The organism is Microbacterium sp. DWRC1-3, assembly GCF_049896645.1.
Taxonomy (GTDB): Bacteria; Actinomycetota; Actinomycetes; order Actinomycetales; family Microbacteriaceae; genus Microbacterium; species Microbacterium maritypicum.
In genome coordinates this window covers 777032-792943 of sequence record NZ_JAFCUS010000002.1, presented here as the reverse complement: position 1 = coordinate 792943, position 15912 = coordinate 777032, and the positions used below count along the sequence as shown (strand labels likewise).

At 69.4% G+C, this 15912-nt stretch carries 13 protein-coding genes and 1 riboswitch; of the genes, 11 read left to right on the top strand and 2 right to left on the bottom strand.

Translation table 11 applies throughout. The features are described 5' to 3' along the window. Positions 1–85 precede the first annotated feature (85 nt). The 8 genes from ACP699_RS16475 (at position 86) to ACP699_RS16440 (ending at position 7963) form a co-directional block, all read left to right on the top strand. Positions 86–1555 carry a fumarylacetoacetate hydrolase family protein gene (locus tag ACP699_RS16475; protein WP_151487116.1) on the top strand — a complete coding sequence of 490 codons (1470 nt, stop codon included), beginning with the start codon at positions 86–88 and terminating at the stop codon, positions 1553–1555. Then, complete coding sequence (locus tag ACP699_RS16470; protein ID WP_055877491.1) at positions 1552–2235, top strand: GntR family transcriptional regulator; 684 nt, start codon at positions 1552–1554, stop codon at positions 2233–2235. The genes ACP699_RS16475 and ACP699_RS16470 overlap by 4 nt, the downstream gene beginning before the upstream one ends. Then, positions 2232–3731, top strand: a complete 1500-nt coding sequence (hpaE, locus tag ACP699_RS16465; protein ID WP_055877488.1) for a 5-carboxymethyl-2-hydroxymuconate semialdehyde dehydrogenase — start codon at positions 2232–2234, stop codon at positions 3729–3731. Before ACP699_RS16470 ends, hpaE begins: the two co-directional genes overlap by 4 nt. Before the next feature lie 93 nt (positions 3732–3824). After that, complete coding sequence (hpaD, locus tag ACP699_RS16460; RefSeq protein WP_017828355.1) at positions 3825–4988, top strand: 3,4-dihydroxyphenylacetate 2,3-dioxygenase; 1164 nt, start codon at positions 3825–3827, stop codon at positions 4986–4988. 9 nt (positions 4989–4997) lie between these two features. Then, positions 4998–5783 (top strand): fumarylacetoacetate hydrolase family protein, encoded by a 786-nt coding sequence (locus ACP699_RS16455; RefSeq protein WP_127482004.1) that lies wholly within the window; start codon positions 4998–5000, stop codon positions 5781–5783. Next, positions 5768–6568, top strand: coding sequence for an HpcH/HpaI aldolase family protein (locus ACP699_RS16450; protein ID WP_426172346.1), 801 nt, complete (start codon positions 5768–5770; stop codon positions 6566–6568). The genes ACP699_RS16455 and ACP699_RS16450 overlap by 16 nt, the downstream gene beginning before the upstream one ends. A gap of 82 nt (positions 6569–6650) precedes the next feature. Next, positions 6651–7373, top strand: coding sequence for a DUF6882 domain-containing protein (locus ACP699_RS16445; RefSeq protein ID WP_055870581.1), 723 nt, complete (start codon positions 6651–6653; stop codon positions 7371–7373). A 32-nt stretch (positions 7374–7405) separates the two neighbouring features. Next, positions 7406–7963, top strand: coding sequence for a phage holin family protein (locus tag ACP699_RS16440; protein WP_426172344.1), 558 nt, complete (start codon positions 7406–7408; stop codon positions 7961–7963). 120 nt (positions 7964–8083) lie between these two features. Here the strand turns inward: ACP699_RS16440 and ACP699_RS16435 are convergent, their stop codons facing one another. Next, positions 8084–8962, bottom strand: a complete 879-nt coding sequence (locus ACP699_RS16435) for a bifunctional methylenetetrahydrofolate dehydrogenase/methenyltetrahydrofolate cyclohydrolase (protein WP_426172342.1) — start codon at positions 8960–8962, stop codon at positions 8084–8086. Next, complete coding sequence (gene glyA / locus ACP699_RS16430) at positions 8959–10233, bottom strand: serine hydroxymethyltransferase (protein ID WP_141386341.1); 1275 nt, start codon at positions 10231–10233, stop codon at positions 8959–8961. Before glyA ends, ACP699_RS16435 begins: the two co-directional genes overlap by 4 nt. A 37-nt stretch (positions 10234–10270) precedes the next feature. Further along, positions 10271–10355, bottom strand: a riboswitch (ZMP/ZTP riboswitch). A 107-nt stretch (positions 10356–10462) separates the two neighbouring features. Here glyA and ACP699_RS16425 point away from each other — a divergent pair. The 3 genes from ACP699_RS16425 to ACP699_RS16415 all read left to right on the top strand — a co-directional run bounded on the left by ACP699_RS16425 (position 10463) and on the right by ACP699_RS16415 (position 15903). Next, a complete protein-coding gene (locus ACP699_RS16425; RefSeq protein ID WP_426172339.1) occupies positions 10463–11974 on the top strand; it encodes a family 20 glycosylhydrolase in 1512 nt (503 codons plus the stop codon). Then, a complete protein-coding gene (nagA, locus tag ACP699_RS16420) occupies positions 11971–13143 on the top strand; it encodes an N-acetylglucosamine-6-phosphate deacetylase (protein ID WP_426172337.1) in 1173 nt (390 codons plus the stop codon). The genes ACP699_RS16425 and nagA overlap by 4 nt, the downstream gene beginning before the upstream one ends. Positions 13144–13860: 717 nt before the next feature. Further along, complete coding sequence (locus ACP699_RS16415) at positions 13861–15903, top strand: sigma-70 family RNA polymerase sigma factor (protein WP_426172335.1); 2043 nt, start codon at positions 13861–13863, stop codon at positions 15901–15903. Positions 15904–15912 lie beyond the last annotated feature (9 nt).

The following is a 15912-nucleotide window of genomic DNA, read 5'->3' as shown; positions in this document are numbered from 1 at the left end:
AGGGGTGAACCGATGATATATGATTTCGAATACGACGCACAAGGCGTCCCGCACGACAACGCAGACGAGCGCGAGGAGGCGCCCCGTGACGGACACAATCGACCGCCCCGGCAAGATCATCGCGATCCATCTGAGCTATGCCTCACGCGCCGATCAGCGCGGCAGACGCCCCGCCTCACCCTCGTACTTCTTCAAGCCGGCCAGTTCCGTCGGCGCCTCCGGAGGCACGGTCGAGCGACCGGCCGGCACGGAGCTGCTCGCCTTCGAAGGGGAGATCGCCCTCGTGATCGGCACGGCCGCGCGCCGCGTCTCGCTCGACGAGGCCTGGGCGCACGTGGGGTGGGTCACCGCCTCGAACGACCTCGGACTGTACGACCTGCGCGCGAACGACAAGGGCTCCAACGTCCGCTCCAAGGGCGGCGACGGCTACACGCCGCTCGGTCCCGACCTGATCGATGCCCGCACCGTCGACCCTGCGGCCCTCCGGGTGCGCGCCTGGGTGAACGGCGAGCTCCGCCAGGACGACACCACCGCCGGGCTCATCTTCCCGCTCGCGCAGCTCGTCGCCGACCTCTCCCAGCACTTCACCCTCGAACCGGGCGACGTGATCCTCACCGGAACCCCCGCGGGCTCATCGGTCATCGTCCCCGGCGACGTCGTCGAGATCGAGGTGGACGCCCCGGATGCCCCCGGCGCCCCCACGTCCGGACGCCTCGTCACCACCGTGACGCAGGGCGAGACCCCTTTCGACGGCGAGATCGGATCGCTCCCCGCCGTCGACGACCTGCAGCGCACCGAGGCCTGGGGGTCTCGCGAAGAGGCGGGCCTGCCTCCCGTCGAGAAGGCTCCTGCCCTCTCCCCCGAACTGCGCGCCCAGCTCCTCGCCGCCCCGACGGCCGGTCTCTCGGCCCAGCTCCGCAAGCGCGGACACCACTCCTGCTTCATCGACGGGGTGTCGGCGAACATCACCGGCAGCAAGATCGTCGGCACCGCCAAGACGCTGCGCTTCGTGCCCTTCCGCGAAGACCTCTTCGCCGCGCACGGCGGCGGCTACAACGCGCAGAAGCGCGCGTTCGATGCCGTGGAAGACGGCGAGATCATCGTCATCGAGGCCCGAGGCGATGCCACGACCGGCACCCTCGGCGACATCCTCGCCCTGCGCGCGAAGGTCCGCGGCGCCGCCGGGGTCGTCACCGATGGCGGCGTACGCGACTTCGACGCGGTCGCCGAGATCGGACTCCCCGTGTTCTCGCAGGGCGCGCACCCCTCCGTGCTCGGCCGCAAGCACGTGCCGTGGGACGTGGATGTCACGATCTCCTGCGGCGGTGCGACCGTGCAGCCCGGAGACATCATCGTCGGCGACAGCGACGGAGTGATCGTGATCCCGCCGGCCCTGGCCGCCGAGGTCGCCGCCAGCGCCGTCGCGCAGGAGATCGAAGACGCCTGGATCGCCGAGCAGGTCGCCGCAGGTCACCCCGTCGACGGCCTGTTCCCCCTGAACGCCGAGTGGCGCGCCCGCTACGAGGAGGCCACGGCCCACCGGAGCACGCGATGACCACGACGACGGCCAGCAAGTCCGAGGTCGCGTACGAGTGGCTCCGTTCGCGGATCACGGGGCACATGTTCAGCCCCGGCTACCGGCTGGTGCTGGGTTCCATCGCCGAGGATCTGAAGATGAGCGTCGTCCCCGTGCGCGAGGCGATCCGCCGCCTCGAAGCCGAGGGACTCGTGACGTTCGAGCGCAACGTCGGAGCGCGGGTGACCCTCGTCGACGAGAGCGAGTACGCGCACACCATGCAGACGCTCGGCCTGGTCGAGGGCTGCGCCACCGCGCTCTCGGCTCCCCTGCTCGACGAGGACGCTCTCGAGGAGGCCGCCCGCATCAACGAGCGGATGGCGCAGATGCTCGATCATCTCGACGCCCATGCCTTCACCGAGCTCAACCGCCAGTTCCACTCGGTGCTGTTCGAGCCGTGCCCCAACCCTCACCTGCTCGACCTCGTGCACCGCGGCTGGTCGCGGCTCTCCGCCATCCGCGACACGACTTTCGCGTCGATCCCCGGACGCGCCCAGCACTCGGTCGAGGAGCACACCGAGATCCTCGACCTCATCCGCGCGGGCGCCGACCCGCTCGAGATCGAACTCGCCGCCCGCAACCACCGCTGGCGCACGATGGACGCGTTCCTCGACGCACTGCACACACGTTCCGCCCAGACGACCGGAGAAATCTCATGACCGATTCGCGCATCCCCGCCGACCTCCCCGACCACATCCAGCACTACATCGACGGCGCGTTCGTCGATTCCGTCGACGGCGACACGTTCGACGTGCTGGATCCGGTCACCAACCAGACCTACACGACCGCCGCCGCCGGCAAGAAGGCCGACATCGAACTCGCCGTCGCGGCAGCCACGCGCGCGTTCAACGAGGGCCCCTGGCCGCGGATGCTCCCCCGCGAGCGCTCGCGCGTGCTGCACCGGATCGCCGACATCGTCGAGTCCCGCGACGCACGCCTGGCCGAGCTCGAGTCGTACGACTCCGGCCTGCCGATCACGCAGGCGCTGGGACAGGCCCGCCGCGCCGCCGAGAACTTCCGGTTCTTCGCCGACCTGATCGTCGCGCAGTCCGACGACGCCTTCAAGGTGCCGGGCAAGCAGATGAACTACGTCAACCGCAAGCCGATCGGTGTCGCCGGCCTCATCACGCCGTGGAACACGCCGTTCATGCTCGAGTCGTGGAAGCTCGGGCCCGCACTCGCGACCGGCAACACGGTCGTGCTCAAGCCGGCCGAGTTCACGCCGCTGTCGGCATCCCTGTGGGCCGGCATCTTCGAGGAGGCGGGGCTGCCCAAGGGCGTCTTCAACCTCGTGAACGGTCTCGGCGAAGACGCGGGCGACGCGCTCGTGAAGCACCCCGATGTGCCGCTCATCTCGTTCACGGGCGAGAGCCGCACCGGACAGATCATCTTCGGCAATGCCGCCCCGTTCCTCAAGGGCCTGTCGATGGAGCTCGGTGGCAAGTCGCCCGCTGTGGTCTTCGCCGACGCCGACCTCGAGGCCGCAGTCGACGCCACGATCTTCGGCGTCTTCTCCCTCAACGGCGAGCGCTGCACCGCCGGCTCCCGCATCCTGGTCGAGCGCTCGATCTACGAGGAGTTCGTCGAGCGCTACGCCGCGCAGGCGAAGCGGGTCAAGGTCGGCTACCCGCACGACCCGGCCACCGAGGTCGGCGCGCTCGTGCACCCCGAGCACTACGACAAGGTCATGAGCTACGTCGAGATCGGCAAGACCGAGGGCCGCCTGGTCGCCGGTGGCGGTCGCCCCGAGGGCTTCGAGGAGGGCAACTTCGTCGCACCGACCGTGTTCGCCGACGTCTCCCCCGACGCCCGTATCTTCCAGGAAGAGATCTTCGGCCCCGTCGTGGCGATCACGCCCTTCGACTCCGACGAGGAGGCGCTCTCGCTCGCGAACAACACCAAGTACGGGCTCGCCGCCTACATCTGGACGAACGACCTCAAGCGCGCGCACAACTTCGCGCAGTCGGTCGAAGCCGGCATGGTGTGGCTGAACAGCAACAACGTGCGGGACCTGCGCACGCCGTTCGGCGGCGTGAAGGCTTCGGGCCTCGGTCACGAGGGCGGCTACCGCTCGATCGACTTCTACACCGACCAGCAGAGCGTGCACATCACGCTCGCGGCCCACTCCCACAACCCGACCTTCGGCAAGAACTGACCCCACTGTCTCGTTCCGGTCGCACTTTGTGCCGCCCCGCCCGCGCGGATGCGACAGAAAGTGCGACCGGAACCCTCACGCAAGGACGCTGACATGACACACCGCGACGACATGACCCTGACCTCCTCGGGCTTCTACGTCTCCCAGGAGGCGCCGATCCGCTCGGACAACCCGATCGCGACGCCGCAGAGCTCGCCGCCGGACATCCTCCGCTGCGCGTACATGGAGCTCGTGGTCACCGACCTCGCCGCCTCCCGCCAGTTCTACGTCGACGTCCTGGGGCTCTACGTCACCGCGGAGGACGACGAGGCGATCTACCTGCGTTCGACCGAGGAGTTCATCCACCACAACCTGGTGCTGCGCAAGGGCCCGATCGCCGCCGTGGCCGCCTTCTCGTACCGGGTCCGCACGCCCGAAGACCTCGACCGCGCCGTCGAGTTCTACACGGAGCTCGGCTGCGACGTGCGCCGCAACGAGAACGGCTTCGTCAAGGGGATCGGCGACTCGGTGCGGGTGGTCGACCCGCTGGGCTTCCCGTACGAGTTCTTCTACGCCACCGAGCACGTCGAGCGGATGTCGTGGCGCTACGACCTGCACATCCCCGGCGAGCTGGTGCGCCTGGACCACTTCAACCAGGTCACCCCCGACGTACCGCGTGCCGTGGGGTTCATGCAGGACCTCGGCTTCCGCGTCACGGAGGATATCCAGGACGAGGAGGGCACCGTCTACGCCGCCTGGATGCGCCGCAAGCCCACCGTGCACGACACCGCCATGACCGGCGGCGACGGACCCCGCATGCACCACGTGTGCTTCGCCACGCATGAGAAGCACAACATCCTCGCCATCTGCGACAAGCTCGGAGCCCTGCGCCGCTCCGACTCGATCGAGCGCGGTCCCGGCCGCCACGGCGTCTCGAACGCGTTCTACCTCTACCTGCGCGACCCCGACGGGCACCGCGTCGAGGTGTACACGCAGGACTACTACACCGGCGACCCCGACAACCCGGTCATCACCTGGGATGTGCACGACAACCAGCGCCGCGACTGGTGGGGGAACCCCGTCGTCCCGTCCTGGTACACGGATGCGTCGCTGGTGCTCGACCTCGACGGCAACCCGCAGCCGGTGGTCGCCCGCACCGACTCCAGCGAGATGGCGGTGACCATCGGCGCCGACGGCTTCTCGTACACGCGAGCGGACGACGACAAGGACATGCCCGAGTACAAGCAGGGCGAGTACAAGCTGGGCCACCAGCTCTAGGAGGCACGGATGCTGTCAGCAGACACGATCACGCAGATCGCGGCGGAGCTCGCGGAGGCCGACCGCACGCACGCGGTGATCCCGCGCATCACGGCGCGGTACCCGGAGGCCACGGTCGAGGACTCCTACGCGATCCAGGGTGTCTGGAGGGACTCCCAGATCGCCGCGGGTCGCCGGCTCGTCGGCCGCAAGATCGGGCTGACGTCCAAGGCGATGCAGCAGGCCACGGGCATCACCGAGCCGGACTACGGCGTGATGTTCGACGACACCGTGTACGAGTCCGGCTCCGAGATCCCGGTCGATCACTTCTCGAACGTGCGCATCGAGGTCGAACTCGCCTTCGTGCTGAAGACCCCGCTGGAGGGCCCGGACTGCACCCTCGAGGATGCCCTGGCGGCGATCGACTACGCCGTGCCGGCGCTCGAGGTGCTGAACTCGCACATCGAGCTGGAGGGCCGCACGATCGTCGACACGATCAGCGACAACGCCGCGTACGGAGCGATGGTGCTCGGCACGGTGCACCGGCGCCCCGACGAGATCGATCTGCGCTGGGTTCCCGGCGTGCTCTCCCGCAACGGCGAGATCGAGGAGACCGGCGTCGCCGCCGGAGTGCTCGGCCACCCGGCGACCGGGGTCGCGTGGCTCGCGAACAAGTTCCATCAGCACGGCGCGCGTCTCGAGGCCGGGGAGATCATCCTGGCAGGATCGTTCACACGCCCGATGTGGGTGTCGCGCGGCGATGAAGTGCTGTGCGATTACGGACCGATGGGAACAATTGCATGCCGCTTCGTCTAGACCCCTCGTTCCGTGAGCAGCTCGCGGCCTCCGATCGAGCGTTCGTGGGCATGTGGGTCTGCTCCGGCAGCCCGCTGCTCGCCGAGGTCGCCGCGGGGTCGGGACTGGACTGGCTGCTGATCGACATGGAGCACTCGGCGAACACGCTCGATTCCGTGCTCGTGCAGCTGCAGGCTGTCGCCGCGTACCCGATCGCCCCGCTCGTGCGGGTGCCGTCGAACGACACCGTCGCGATCAAGCAGGTCCTCGACCTCGGGGCCCAGAACCTGATCGTGCCGATGGTGTCGTCGGCCGACGAGGCCCGCGCCGCGGTGTCCGCGACGCGGTACCCGCCGGAGGGCGTGCGCGGCGTGGGCAGTGCTCTGGCCCGCAGCGCGCGCTGGAACCGTGTCGATCAGTACCTGCAGGAGTCCGCGCAGCACGTCTCCCTCACGGTGCAGATCGAGACGGCAGCGGGCGTCGAGGCCGCAGCCGACATCGCCGCGGTCGACGGTGTCGACGCGGTGTTCGTCGGCCCCTCCGATCTGTCCGCGTCGATGGGCCTGCTGGGTCAGCAGACCCACCCCGATGTCACGGCCGCGGTCGAGAGGGTCTTCGCCGCGGTCAAGGCCGCTGGCAAGGCCGTGGGCGTGAACGCGTTCGACCCGGCAGCCGCCGACGCCTACCTCGCCGCGGGCGCCGACTTCGTGGCGGTCGGAGCGGATGTGGCGCTGCTCGCCCGCGCCTCCGAGGCTCTCGCCGCGCGCTTCACCTCGGCAGACGGCGGCTCCCGCGCCAGCTATTGATCCGCGGGGTCGTGCGCCTGCGGCCTGGGGCAGGCAACGCCTGAACTAGCGGATTCATAGCATCGACCGCGAGACTGTCGGCATGACCTTCGCCGCGCTCCAGCCCCTCGCCGACCGTGCCGCCCTCTTCGTCGCGCTCCGTCAGGACGCTCTCTCCGCAGCCGCCGACGCCCTCGGCGAGCACCGCTGGGACGCGGACCTGGCCGCGGGCACCCTCACCTTCACCGCCGACGCCGACCCGTCGCGGCAGCTCGTGGCGCGCGCGCACCTGATCGCGACGATCGCCCCCGGGCCCCGCTCGCTCCTGTGGGCCTGGGCGCACCCGAGCGGCGACGCACAGGGTGTCGCCGCGCAGCTGCAGGCCTACGGCAACGAGCACGGGATCGCCGAGCTGACTGCTCCCGAGGTGCCGTTCCCCGCCGAGGTCTCGGGCGACGACGACTGGATCGCACAGGCCGCGCACACGGTCGGTGCCGTCGCGGTCGAGCTCACCGGACGCTCCCCCTACTACTCCGCCCCGGTCGGCAACGGAACCCGTGCGGTGTTCGTGCTCGATGCTCCGCTGGCACCGCTCACCGTGGCGGATGCGGTCATGGCGCTGCCCCGTGTCCTCTCGGGCATCAGCCTCCCCGATGCGCGCACTTCCGTCTGGGACCTCGCCCGACTCGCGGGTTGGACCCTCGCCTGGACCGACGAGGCGTTCTCCGGCGCCGATGTCTCCGATGCCACGGGCACCGCGACCTTCCGCTTCGACGAGCAGGCACGCATCAGCGGGATCGAGAGCACGCTGCACGCGCAGGGGTGATCCTCCGCGGGAGGATGTGGGATTCTGGTCGCATGAAGAACGGAATCGTCCGGTTCGCCGCGCTCTACGTGTTCAATGTCGCCGCACTGCTGGTGATCGGCCTGCTGCTGCCGGGCGTCTCAGTCGGGTTCAACGCCCTGTGGGCATCCGTCATCCTGACCCTCGCCGCACTGTTCGTGAAGCCCCTGCTCGCCGGAGCCTTCCGCAGGTCGGCGGCGAAGTCGGCCGCCGAGCGCACCAAGACCGGCGAGAAGGTCGTGCAGTACGTGCTGGTGTATCTGGTCGAGCTGATCGTCTGGGTACTCACGATGTGGCTGAGCGGTGTGCGCGCCTCCGGCTTCTGGGCGTTCGTGCTGCCGCCGCTCGCGCTGCTGTTCGGATGGATGATCTACGACCAGATCGACGACCGGCTCCGCGCCAAGGCGGGAGAGATCTACGACTCGGTGCAGGCGCGGGTGAAGGGTGGCGAGACGAAGACGGCGTCTCCGACCGCTGCCGCGGCGGAGGCGCCAGAGACACGCGCCGCGCGCGACGAGCTCGACGACGGTCTCACGCCCGAGCAGCGGCGCATGCTCGACGAACTGGGCTGAGTGCGAAGAGCCGACCCGAACCCGGACTGAACCGGGCGCGACGCACCGGCTGCGAACGTCGAAAGGCGCCCATCCTCCGAGGAGGACGGGCGCCTTTCACATGCGGTGCGCGAGCTGGCGTCAGGCGATCCGCTCGGCCGCTTCCACGACGTTCGTCATGAGCAGCGCGACCGTCATCGGGCCGACGCCTCCCGGGTTCGGGGAGATGTACCCGGCGACGTCGGCGACGTCGGGGGCGACATCGCCGAACACCAGGCTCTTCCCGGTCTCGGGGTCGGTCTCTCGCGTCACGCCGACGTCGAGCACGGCGGCGCCGGGCTTGACGTCTTCGGCGCGGATCAGATGCTTCACCCCGGCCGCGGCGACGATCACATCGGCCTCTCGCAGGTAGCGCGGCATGTCGACGGTTCCGGTGTGCGTGAGCGTGACCGTGGCGTTCAGGTCGCGTCGCGTGAGCAGCAGCCCGATCGAGCGACCGATCGTGACGCCGCGCCCGACCACGACCACGTGCTTCCCCTTGAGGTCGTAGTCGTTGCGCAGCAGCAGCTCGATCACCCCTCGCGGTGTGCACGGCAGCGGGGTGTGGATGGGCCCGTTGACGTTGAGAACCAGACGACCGAGGTTGGTCGGGTGCAGACCGTCGGCATCCTTCGCCGGGTCGATCCGCTCCAGGATCGCATCGGTGTCGAGGTGCTTCGGCAGCGGCAGCTGCACGATGTACCCGTGGCACGCGGTGTCGGCGTTGAGTTCGTCGATCAGGGCTTCGACGTCGGCCTGCGTGGCGTCGGCGGGCAGCTCGCGTTGGATCGAGTTCATCCCGATCGCCTCGGACTGCCGGTGCTTCATACCCACGTAGAGCTGCGAGGCCGGGTCGGCGCCCACGAGCACGGTCGCGATGCCCGGCGTGATCCCTCGCGCCTTGAGTGCGGCCACGCGTTCGGTCAGCTCGGCACGGATCGCGGCGGACGCCGCCTTCCCGTCGAGGATCTTCGCGGTCACTGCTGCAGGTCGGGGTAGAGCGGGAACGCGGCGGCGAGGGCGTCGACGCGAGCGCGCAGCGACTCGACGTCAGCGCCGGGAAGCAGCGCGAGCGCGATGATGTCGGCGACCTCGGTGAACTCGGTGTCGCCGAAACCGCGGGTCGCGAGCGCCGGGGTGCCGATGCGCAGACCAGAGGTGACCATCGGCGGGCGCGGGTCGTTCGGGACGGCGTTGCGGTTCACCGTGATGTGGATGTCGTGCAGCAGGTCTTCGGCCTGCTTGCCGTCGATCTCGGCGTCGCGCAGGTCGACCAGCACCAGGTGCACGTCGGTGCCGCCGGAGCGCACCGCGATGCCTGCGTCCTTCACATCCTGCTGCGACAGGCGCTCCGCGATGAGCTTCGCGCCACGCAGCACGCGCTCCTGGCGCTCCTTGAACTCGGGGGTGGCTGCGAGCTTGAACGCCGTCGCCTTCGCGGCGATCACGTGCATGAGCGGGCCGCCCTGCTGACCGGGGAACACCGCGGTGTTGATCTTCTTGGCGAGATCGGCGTCATTGGTGAGGATGAAGCCCGAGCGCGGACCACCGATCGTCTTGTGCACGGTCGAGGAGACGACGTGGGCATGCGGCACCGGGTTCGGGTGCAGACCAGCGGCGACCAGACCGGCGAAGTGCGCCATGTCGACCCAGAGCAGCGCACCGACCTCGTCGGCGATCGCGCGGAAGGCCGCGAAGTCCATCGTGCGGGGGTAGGCCGACCATCCGGCGATGATGACCTTCGGCTTGTGCTCGATCGCGAGACGGCGCACCTCGGCCATATCGATCGTCGAGGTCTCGGGGTCGACGCCGTAGGCGACGATGTCGTACAGACGACCGGAGAAGTTGATCTTCATGCCGTGCGTCAGGTGGCCGCCCTGGTCCAGCGACAGGCCGAGCAGGGTGTCGCCGGGGCGCGCGATCGCATGCAGGACCGCCGCGTTCGCCGACGCACCGGAGTGCGGCTGCACGTTCGCGAACTCGGCGCCGAAGAGAGTCTTCGCCCGCTCGATCGCGAGGGACTCCGCGACGTCGACCTCTTCGCAGCCGCCGTAGTACCGGCGTCCGGGGTAGCCCTCGGCGTACTTGTTCGTGAGCACCGAGCCCTGCGACTGCAGGATCGAGACGGGCACGAAGTTCTCCGAGGCGATCATCTCGAGGAAGGTCTGCTGGCGCGTCAACTCGCGATCCAGGACCTCAGCGATCTCGGGGTCGACTTCGGAAAGCGGGGCGTTGAAGTAACGGTCGGTCATGACGTGCTCCTTTGACGACGGATTCGAAAGGGGTGTTCCTATCGGCCCAGGCGCGCGGTCGAATTCCGTGGTCAGTCGCTCCCCGGTGGTAGTCCACCCAGACGCCAGTCGCGACGTCTACGAGCATAGCCGATGCGACGACCCCGCACGCCAGCGTGTCCACGATCGTCGCAGAATCGATTCGACTTCCGCCATTCCCCTGAGCGATGCCGACGGGTAGGTTTTGTTCATGGTCCTTCCTCATCCTCTTCCGCTCGTGCCAGCGCCTGTGTCCGCCACCGCGCGAGAGGGACGGATGCCGATCACCGCGACGACGCGTGTGCACGGCTCCTCCCCCGCTGCCGCCCAGCTGATCGATGCGGTCGAGCGCCGCACCGGCATCCGCCTCACCACCACTGACGAGGCCTCCGGCGAGATCGAGCTGCTGATCGACCACGGCTCCTCGGCGCCGGAGGGGTACACGCTCGAGATCGGCGAGCGTGCGATCATCGTCGGCGCCGATGAGGCAGGCCTCTTCTACGGCGTGCAGACGCTGCTGCAGCTGCTGCGACAGGACGACTCCGGCTGGGCCCTGCTCGGCGCCGACATCGCGGACTCCCCGCGCTTCCCGCGACGGGGCGTCATGCTCGACGTGGCCCGGCACTTCTTCGGCGTCGACGACGTGAAGAAGTTCATCGACAGCACGAGCGCCCTCAAGTTCAACCACCTGCACCTGCACCTGAGCGACGACCAGGGGTGGCGCGTGCACATCGATGCCTGGCCGCTGCTGACGGAACGGGCCTCCGCGACATCGGTGGGCGGCGACCCCGGCGGTTTCTACACCAAGGCCGACTACCGCGAGATCGTGGCGTACGCCGCTTCGCGTCACATGATCGTGATCCCCGAGATCGACCTGCCCGGTCACACCCACGCGATCGGTGTGGCCTACCCCGAGCTCGTCGAGGCGCCGGTGCTGAACGACAACCTCATCGCGGATTCCGCGCGGCTCGGCCAGCCGCTGCCCGTCGCCGGCGAGACGTACCTGGGCTGGGGCGTCGGCCACTCCAGCGTCCGCATCCACGAGGAGCGCACCTACGACTTCGTGCGCGATGTCGTCCAAGAGCTGGCCGAGATGACCCCGGGTGCGTACATCCACATCGGCGGCGACGAATCCCTCGGCACGCCCCAGGCCGACTTCGACCTCTTCGCCGAGCGCGCGACCGCGATCGTCGTGGAAGCGGGCAAGATCCCGATGGCCTGGCATGAGATGGGATCCGCGACGAACATCGCCGAGGGAACCGTCGGACAGTACTGGGGCAAGACCACCCCCGAGGGCACGCATGCCGAGGAGGCCGCGCACTTCGTCGAGCGCGGAGGCGCCCTCATCATGTCGGCGGCGGACGTCACCTACCTCGACATGAAGTACGCGGAGGACTTCCCCCTCGGCCTCACCTGGGCGGGGATCATCGACGTCCGCTCCGCCTACGAGTGGGAGCCGACAGCCGTCCTCGACGTGCCGGACGCCGCGGTCCTCGGCGTCGAGGCCCCGCTCTGGTCCGAGACCACCCGCACGCTCGGCGAGGTCGAACAGCTGGTGTTCCCCCGTGCGGCGGCTCAGGCCGAGGTCGCCTGGTCGCCGAGAGAAGCGCCCGAACGCGGATGGGAGTCCTTCCGCGTGCGCGTCGGCGCGCTCGCTCCGCTGTGGAAAGCTGAGGGGATCGATTTCCATCCCGCAGACGAGATCCCCTGGAGCGCACGTTGATCACCCACTCCTCCGCGACCGGTTCGCTGGTCATCCACTCCGCACGGATCGTCGAGGGGGGCGACATCGTCGAGGACGGCTGGGTCCGCATCGAGGACGGCGTCGTCACCGGTCGCGGGACGGGATCGGAGTGGACCGCGGCGGATGAGGTCGTCGATGCGGTGGCCCTCGCCGGTCCCGGCGCCCTGCTCACTCCCGGATTCGTCGACATCCACGGCCACGGCGGCGCCGGCGCCGCATTCGACGACGGCGTGGAGGCGATCCGCACCGGGCGCGAGATGCATCGTGCGCACGGCACCACCCGCGCGGTCATCTCGCTCGTGACGGCGCCCCTGGAGTCCCTCGCCCGCAGCGTCGCGCTCATCGCCGATCTCACCGAGACGGATGCGGACATCCTGGGCTCGCACCTCGAGGGCCCGTTCCTCGACCCCGGGCACCACGGCGCGCACGAACCGTCGCTGCTGCGTCACCCGACGGAGGCGGATGTCGCCCTCCTGCTCGATGCCGGACGCGGCACCGTCCGCCAGATCACGATCGCGCCGGAGCTGCCCGGCGGGCTCGACGCGATCAGGCAGATCGTGGCCGCGGGCTCGGCCGCCGCCGTCGGCCACACGGATGCGGACGCCACGATGGCCGTCTCCGCCTTCGAGGCAGGGGCCTCCATCCTCACCCACGCGTTCAATGCGATGCCGGGCATCCATCACCGTGCTCCTGGACCGGTGCTGGCAGCGGCAGCCGATCACCGGGTGGTGCTCGAGGCCATCGCCGACAACGTGCACCTCGATCCGCACGTCGTCAAGCTCGTGTTCGACTCCGCACCCGCACGTGTGGCACTGATCACCGATGCGATGGCGGCTGCGGGCAGCGCCGACGGCCACTACGACCTCGGGGCCGTGAGCGTCACGGTCGAGAACGGCGTAGCGAGGGCCGATGACACCGGGTCGATCGCCGGCTCCACGCTCACGCAGGACGTGGCCCTGCAGCGTGCCGTGCAGGCGGGAGTGGCGCTTCCCGAAGCCGTTCGCGCACTCACGCAGACGCCGGCGCGTGCGATCGGACGCGATGCATCCCTCGGCAGCCTGACCACCGGAATGCTCGGCGATGCCGTGCTTCTGGATGCGGATCTGCGCGTCGCGCGCGTGTGGTCAGGACCACGGCTGCTCGTCTGAGACGGCGCCGCGCGCGACGCGCAGCTCTGCGCTCTCCGGTCATACGTGTGTGATGGGGCGGGAGGCCGCCGTTCCCCAGATCGGCGGCCTCGTTCCCCCTCGTGAGACGGGCGGCCGGGCTCTCCTCCCCCGAGGCTCCCGACCCGCCCGACCGGCGCGAATACCCCCCGCACCAGTGCCTGGATCCCGCCCCCCGGTGGGATCCTCACGGCTGTCTCTATGGGATGAGACGATGCTCATCCCGATTCATTACGCGACTTCTCGAAAATCTTTCGAGAAGTCATCCCGATCCTCGGATCGAAACGTGTGGGAGGCCGCCGTTCCCCAGATCGGCGGCCTCATTCCCCCTCGTGAGACGGGCGGCCGGGCTCTCCTCCCCCGAGGCTCCCGACCCGCCCGACCGGCGCGAATACCCCCCGCACCAGTGCCTGGATCCCGCCCCCCGGTGGGATCCTCACGGCTGTCTCTATGGGATGAGACGACGCCCCTCCCGATTCATTACGCGACTTCTCGAAAATCTTCGAAGGAGTTTCGGATACCGTCTGCAGACGCCGCCGGAGGCCCCCTCGCGCGAACCCGGGCATCGGCTTGGAGTTCGTGGAGAGGGTGGCTTCCCTGGGAGATTCGCGAGAGAATGGAGAAGTCGCGTGATGAGAGGCGCTCTCATGCGTCTCTTCCCGTAGAGGCGCACCCGCGCCCGGCGACAGATGGATGATTGTGCACGAAGAGAACACGACTCACGACGAAACGATCGGCGACGCCGACCTGATCCTCCGCACCCGTTCGGGAGACACGGAGGCGTTCGGTGAACTCTGGAGACGGCATTACCCGTCGGGGCTCTCCGTGGCGCGCTCGGTCACCTCCTCCATCGATCCCGATGACCTCGTGCAGGAGTCCTACACGCGCATCTATCAGGCGATCATCAAGGGCGGCGGCCCCAACGGCTCCTTCCGCGCCTACCTCTTCACGAGCATCCGCAACACGGCGGCGGGGTGGGGACGTGCTCGTCGCGAGACCGCGATCGACGAACTCGACACCGTCGCCGACCCCGACACCACCGACCAGGCTGCGAGCGAGGCGCTCGATCGCAGCCTCACCGCGCAGGCCTTCCGCAGTCTCCCCAGCCGCTGGCAGGAGGTGCTCTGGTACACCGAGATCGAGCAGATGAAGCCGCAGGAGGTCGGGCCCCTCCTCGGGATGAAGGCCGGCGCCGTGTCGCAGTTGGCGTTCCGTGCGCGTGAAGGCCTTCGTGAAGCCTGGATCCAGGCGCATCTGCGCAGCGCCGAAGACGGCTCCGAATGCCAGTGGACCATCGAGCACCTCGGCGCCTATTCGCGCGGCAACCTCAGCACCCGCGATCACAAGCGACTCGAGCTCCACCTCGACGAGTGCGCCCGATGCATGATCGTCGCCGCCGAGGCGAAAGACGTCTCCAAGCGTCTCGCCCTGGTGCTGCTGCCTCTCGTGCTCGGCGTCACCGGCGCCGCAGGCTACCTCGCCACGCTGCAGGGTGCGGGCACGCCCATCGTCGCTCTGGCGGCCATGCCGTCGAGCATTCCCGGTGCCGTCTTCGCCGGCGACCCCGGTGTCACGCACGCCGCGACGGGCCTCGCCGCTTCGGGCGGTTCGGGTTCCGGCGCCGGCGGCTCGGCAGGCGGCACGGCGGGCTCTTCCGCCGGCGCCGGTGCCGGCGCGGCGGGCGGGGTGTTCACCGGGATCGGTGCACTCGTCGGCGTGGGCTCGGCCGCACTGGTCGTCGCCGGCGTCGTCGCCGCCTCCACGATCATCCCGGGACTCGCCGGAGCCGATCCCGCGACGTCGCTCCCGAACGCCGGGGACGAAGACCCGTCCTCGATCTCGGCGGACGTCGGGCCCGACGAGAAGATGAGCCTCGACGAGCCCGTCATCATCGAAACGCCCGTCGTCGTGCCGGAGGAGGCGCCCGCGCCCCCGACCGACGATCAGGCGGAGCCAGGACAGGATCCGTCGTCCGCACCGGCCGTCACACCGCCACCCGTCACGACCCCGCCCACGGCCCCCGTCGAACCGACGAAGCCGGTCGAGCCCGAGAAGCCCGTCGAGCCCGTCGACCCCGGTGTTCCCACGGAAGCGCCGACCTGGACGACCGCGACGATCGTCTTCGACGAGCTGACCGTGCACTACCGCGTGCCGATCACCGGCGCACCGGGAGCGACGGTCGAAGCGCTTCTCGACGGCAGCCACGGCGGTGGTGACACGATCGTGCTCGACGACTCCGGAGCGGGTGAGATCGACCTGCGCCCCGGCCTGTTCCAGTACTACTTCGCCGCTTCGACGAAGGTCACCTTCCGGTATGTCCTCGACACGGGCGACGCGCCCTTCGCGGACACCACTCTCCTCGCGCTGCAGCCCAACCGCCCCGGCATCGAGATCCCCATCGAAGAGGGTCCGGTCGAGGAGGACCCGACGGAGAGCGACCAGACTCCCGTCGATGAGAACCCGGTCAGCTCCGCTCCTGTCGACGATGTCGTCATCACGACCGATGCTCCCGCAGAGGTCGCACCCGTCGACGAAGCTCCGGCAGAGGTCGCACCGGCAGAGGTCGCACCCGTCGAGGTCGCACCCGTCGTGGCCGCACCCGTCGTGGCCGCACCCGTCGTGGCCGAGCCGGTGATTCCCGCTCCCGTGGAGCAGGAGCCGATCACGACCAAGGTCGCCGATGTCGCCGCGCCCGTCGAGGCGGGCGCCGTCCCGACCGAGGACTCCCCCGTCGCCGAATAGACTGGATCC

Bases quoted from the DNA above. Each gene is read 5' to 3' on its own strand.
- hpaE (WP_055877488.1), top strand. From the start codon at position 2,232: ATGACCGATTCGCGCATCCCCGCCGACCTCCCCGACCACATCCAGCAC.
- glyA (WP_141386341.1), bottom strand. From the start codon at position 10,233: ATGACCGACCGTTACTTCAACGCCCCGCTTTCCGAAGTCGACCCCGAG.
- hpaD (WP_017828355.1), top strand. From the start codon at position 3,825: ATGACACACCGCGACGACATGACCCTGACCTCCTCGGGCTTCTACGTC.
- ACP699_RS16445 (WP_055870581.1), top strand. From the start codon at position 6,651: ATGACCTTCGCCGCGCTCCAGCCCCTCGCCGACCGTGCCGCCCTCTTC.
- ACP699_RS16425 (WP_426172339.1), top strand. From the start codon at position 10,463: ATGGTCCTTCCTCATCCTCTTCCGCTCGTGCCAGCGCCTGTGTCCGCC.
- ACP699_RS16455 (WP_127482004.1), top strand. From the start codon at position 4,998: ATGCTGTCAGCAGACACGATCACGCAGATCGCGGCGGAGCTCGCGGAG.
- ACP699_RS16440 (WP_426172344.1), top strand. From the start codon at position 7,406: ATGAAGAACGGAATCGTCCGGTTCGCCGCGCTCTACGTGTTCAATGTC.
- ACP699_RS16470 (WP_055877491.1), top strand. From the start codon at position 1,552: ATGACCACGACGACGGCCAGCAAGTCCGAGGTCGCGTACGAGTGGCTC.
- ACP699_RS16450 (WP_426172346.1), top strand. From the start codon at position 5,768: ATGCCGCTTCGTCTAGACCCCTCGTTCCGTGAGCAGCTCGCGGCCTCC.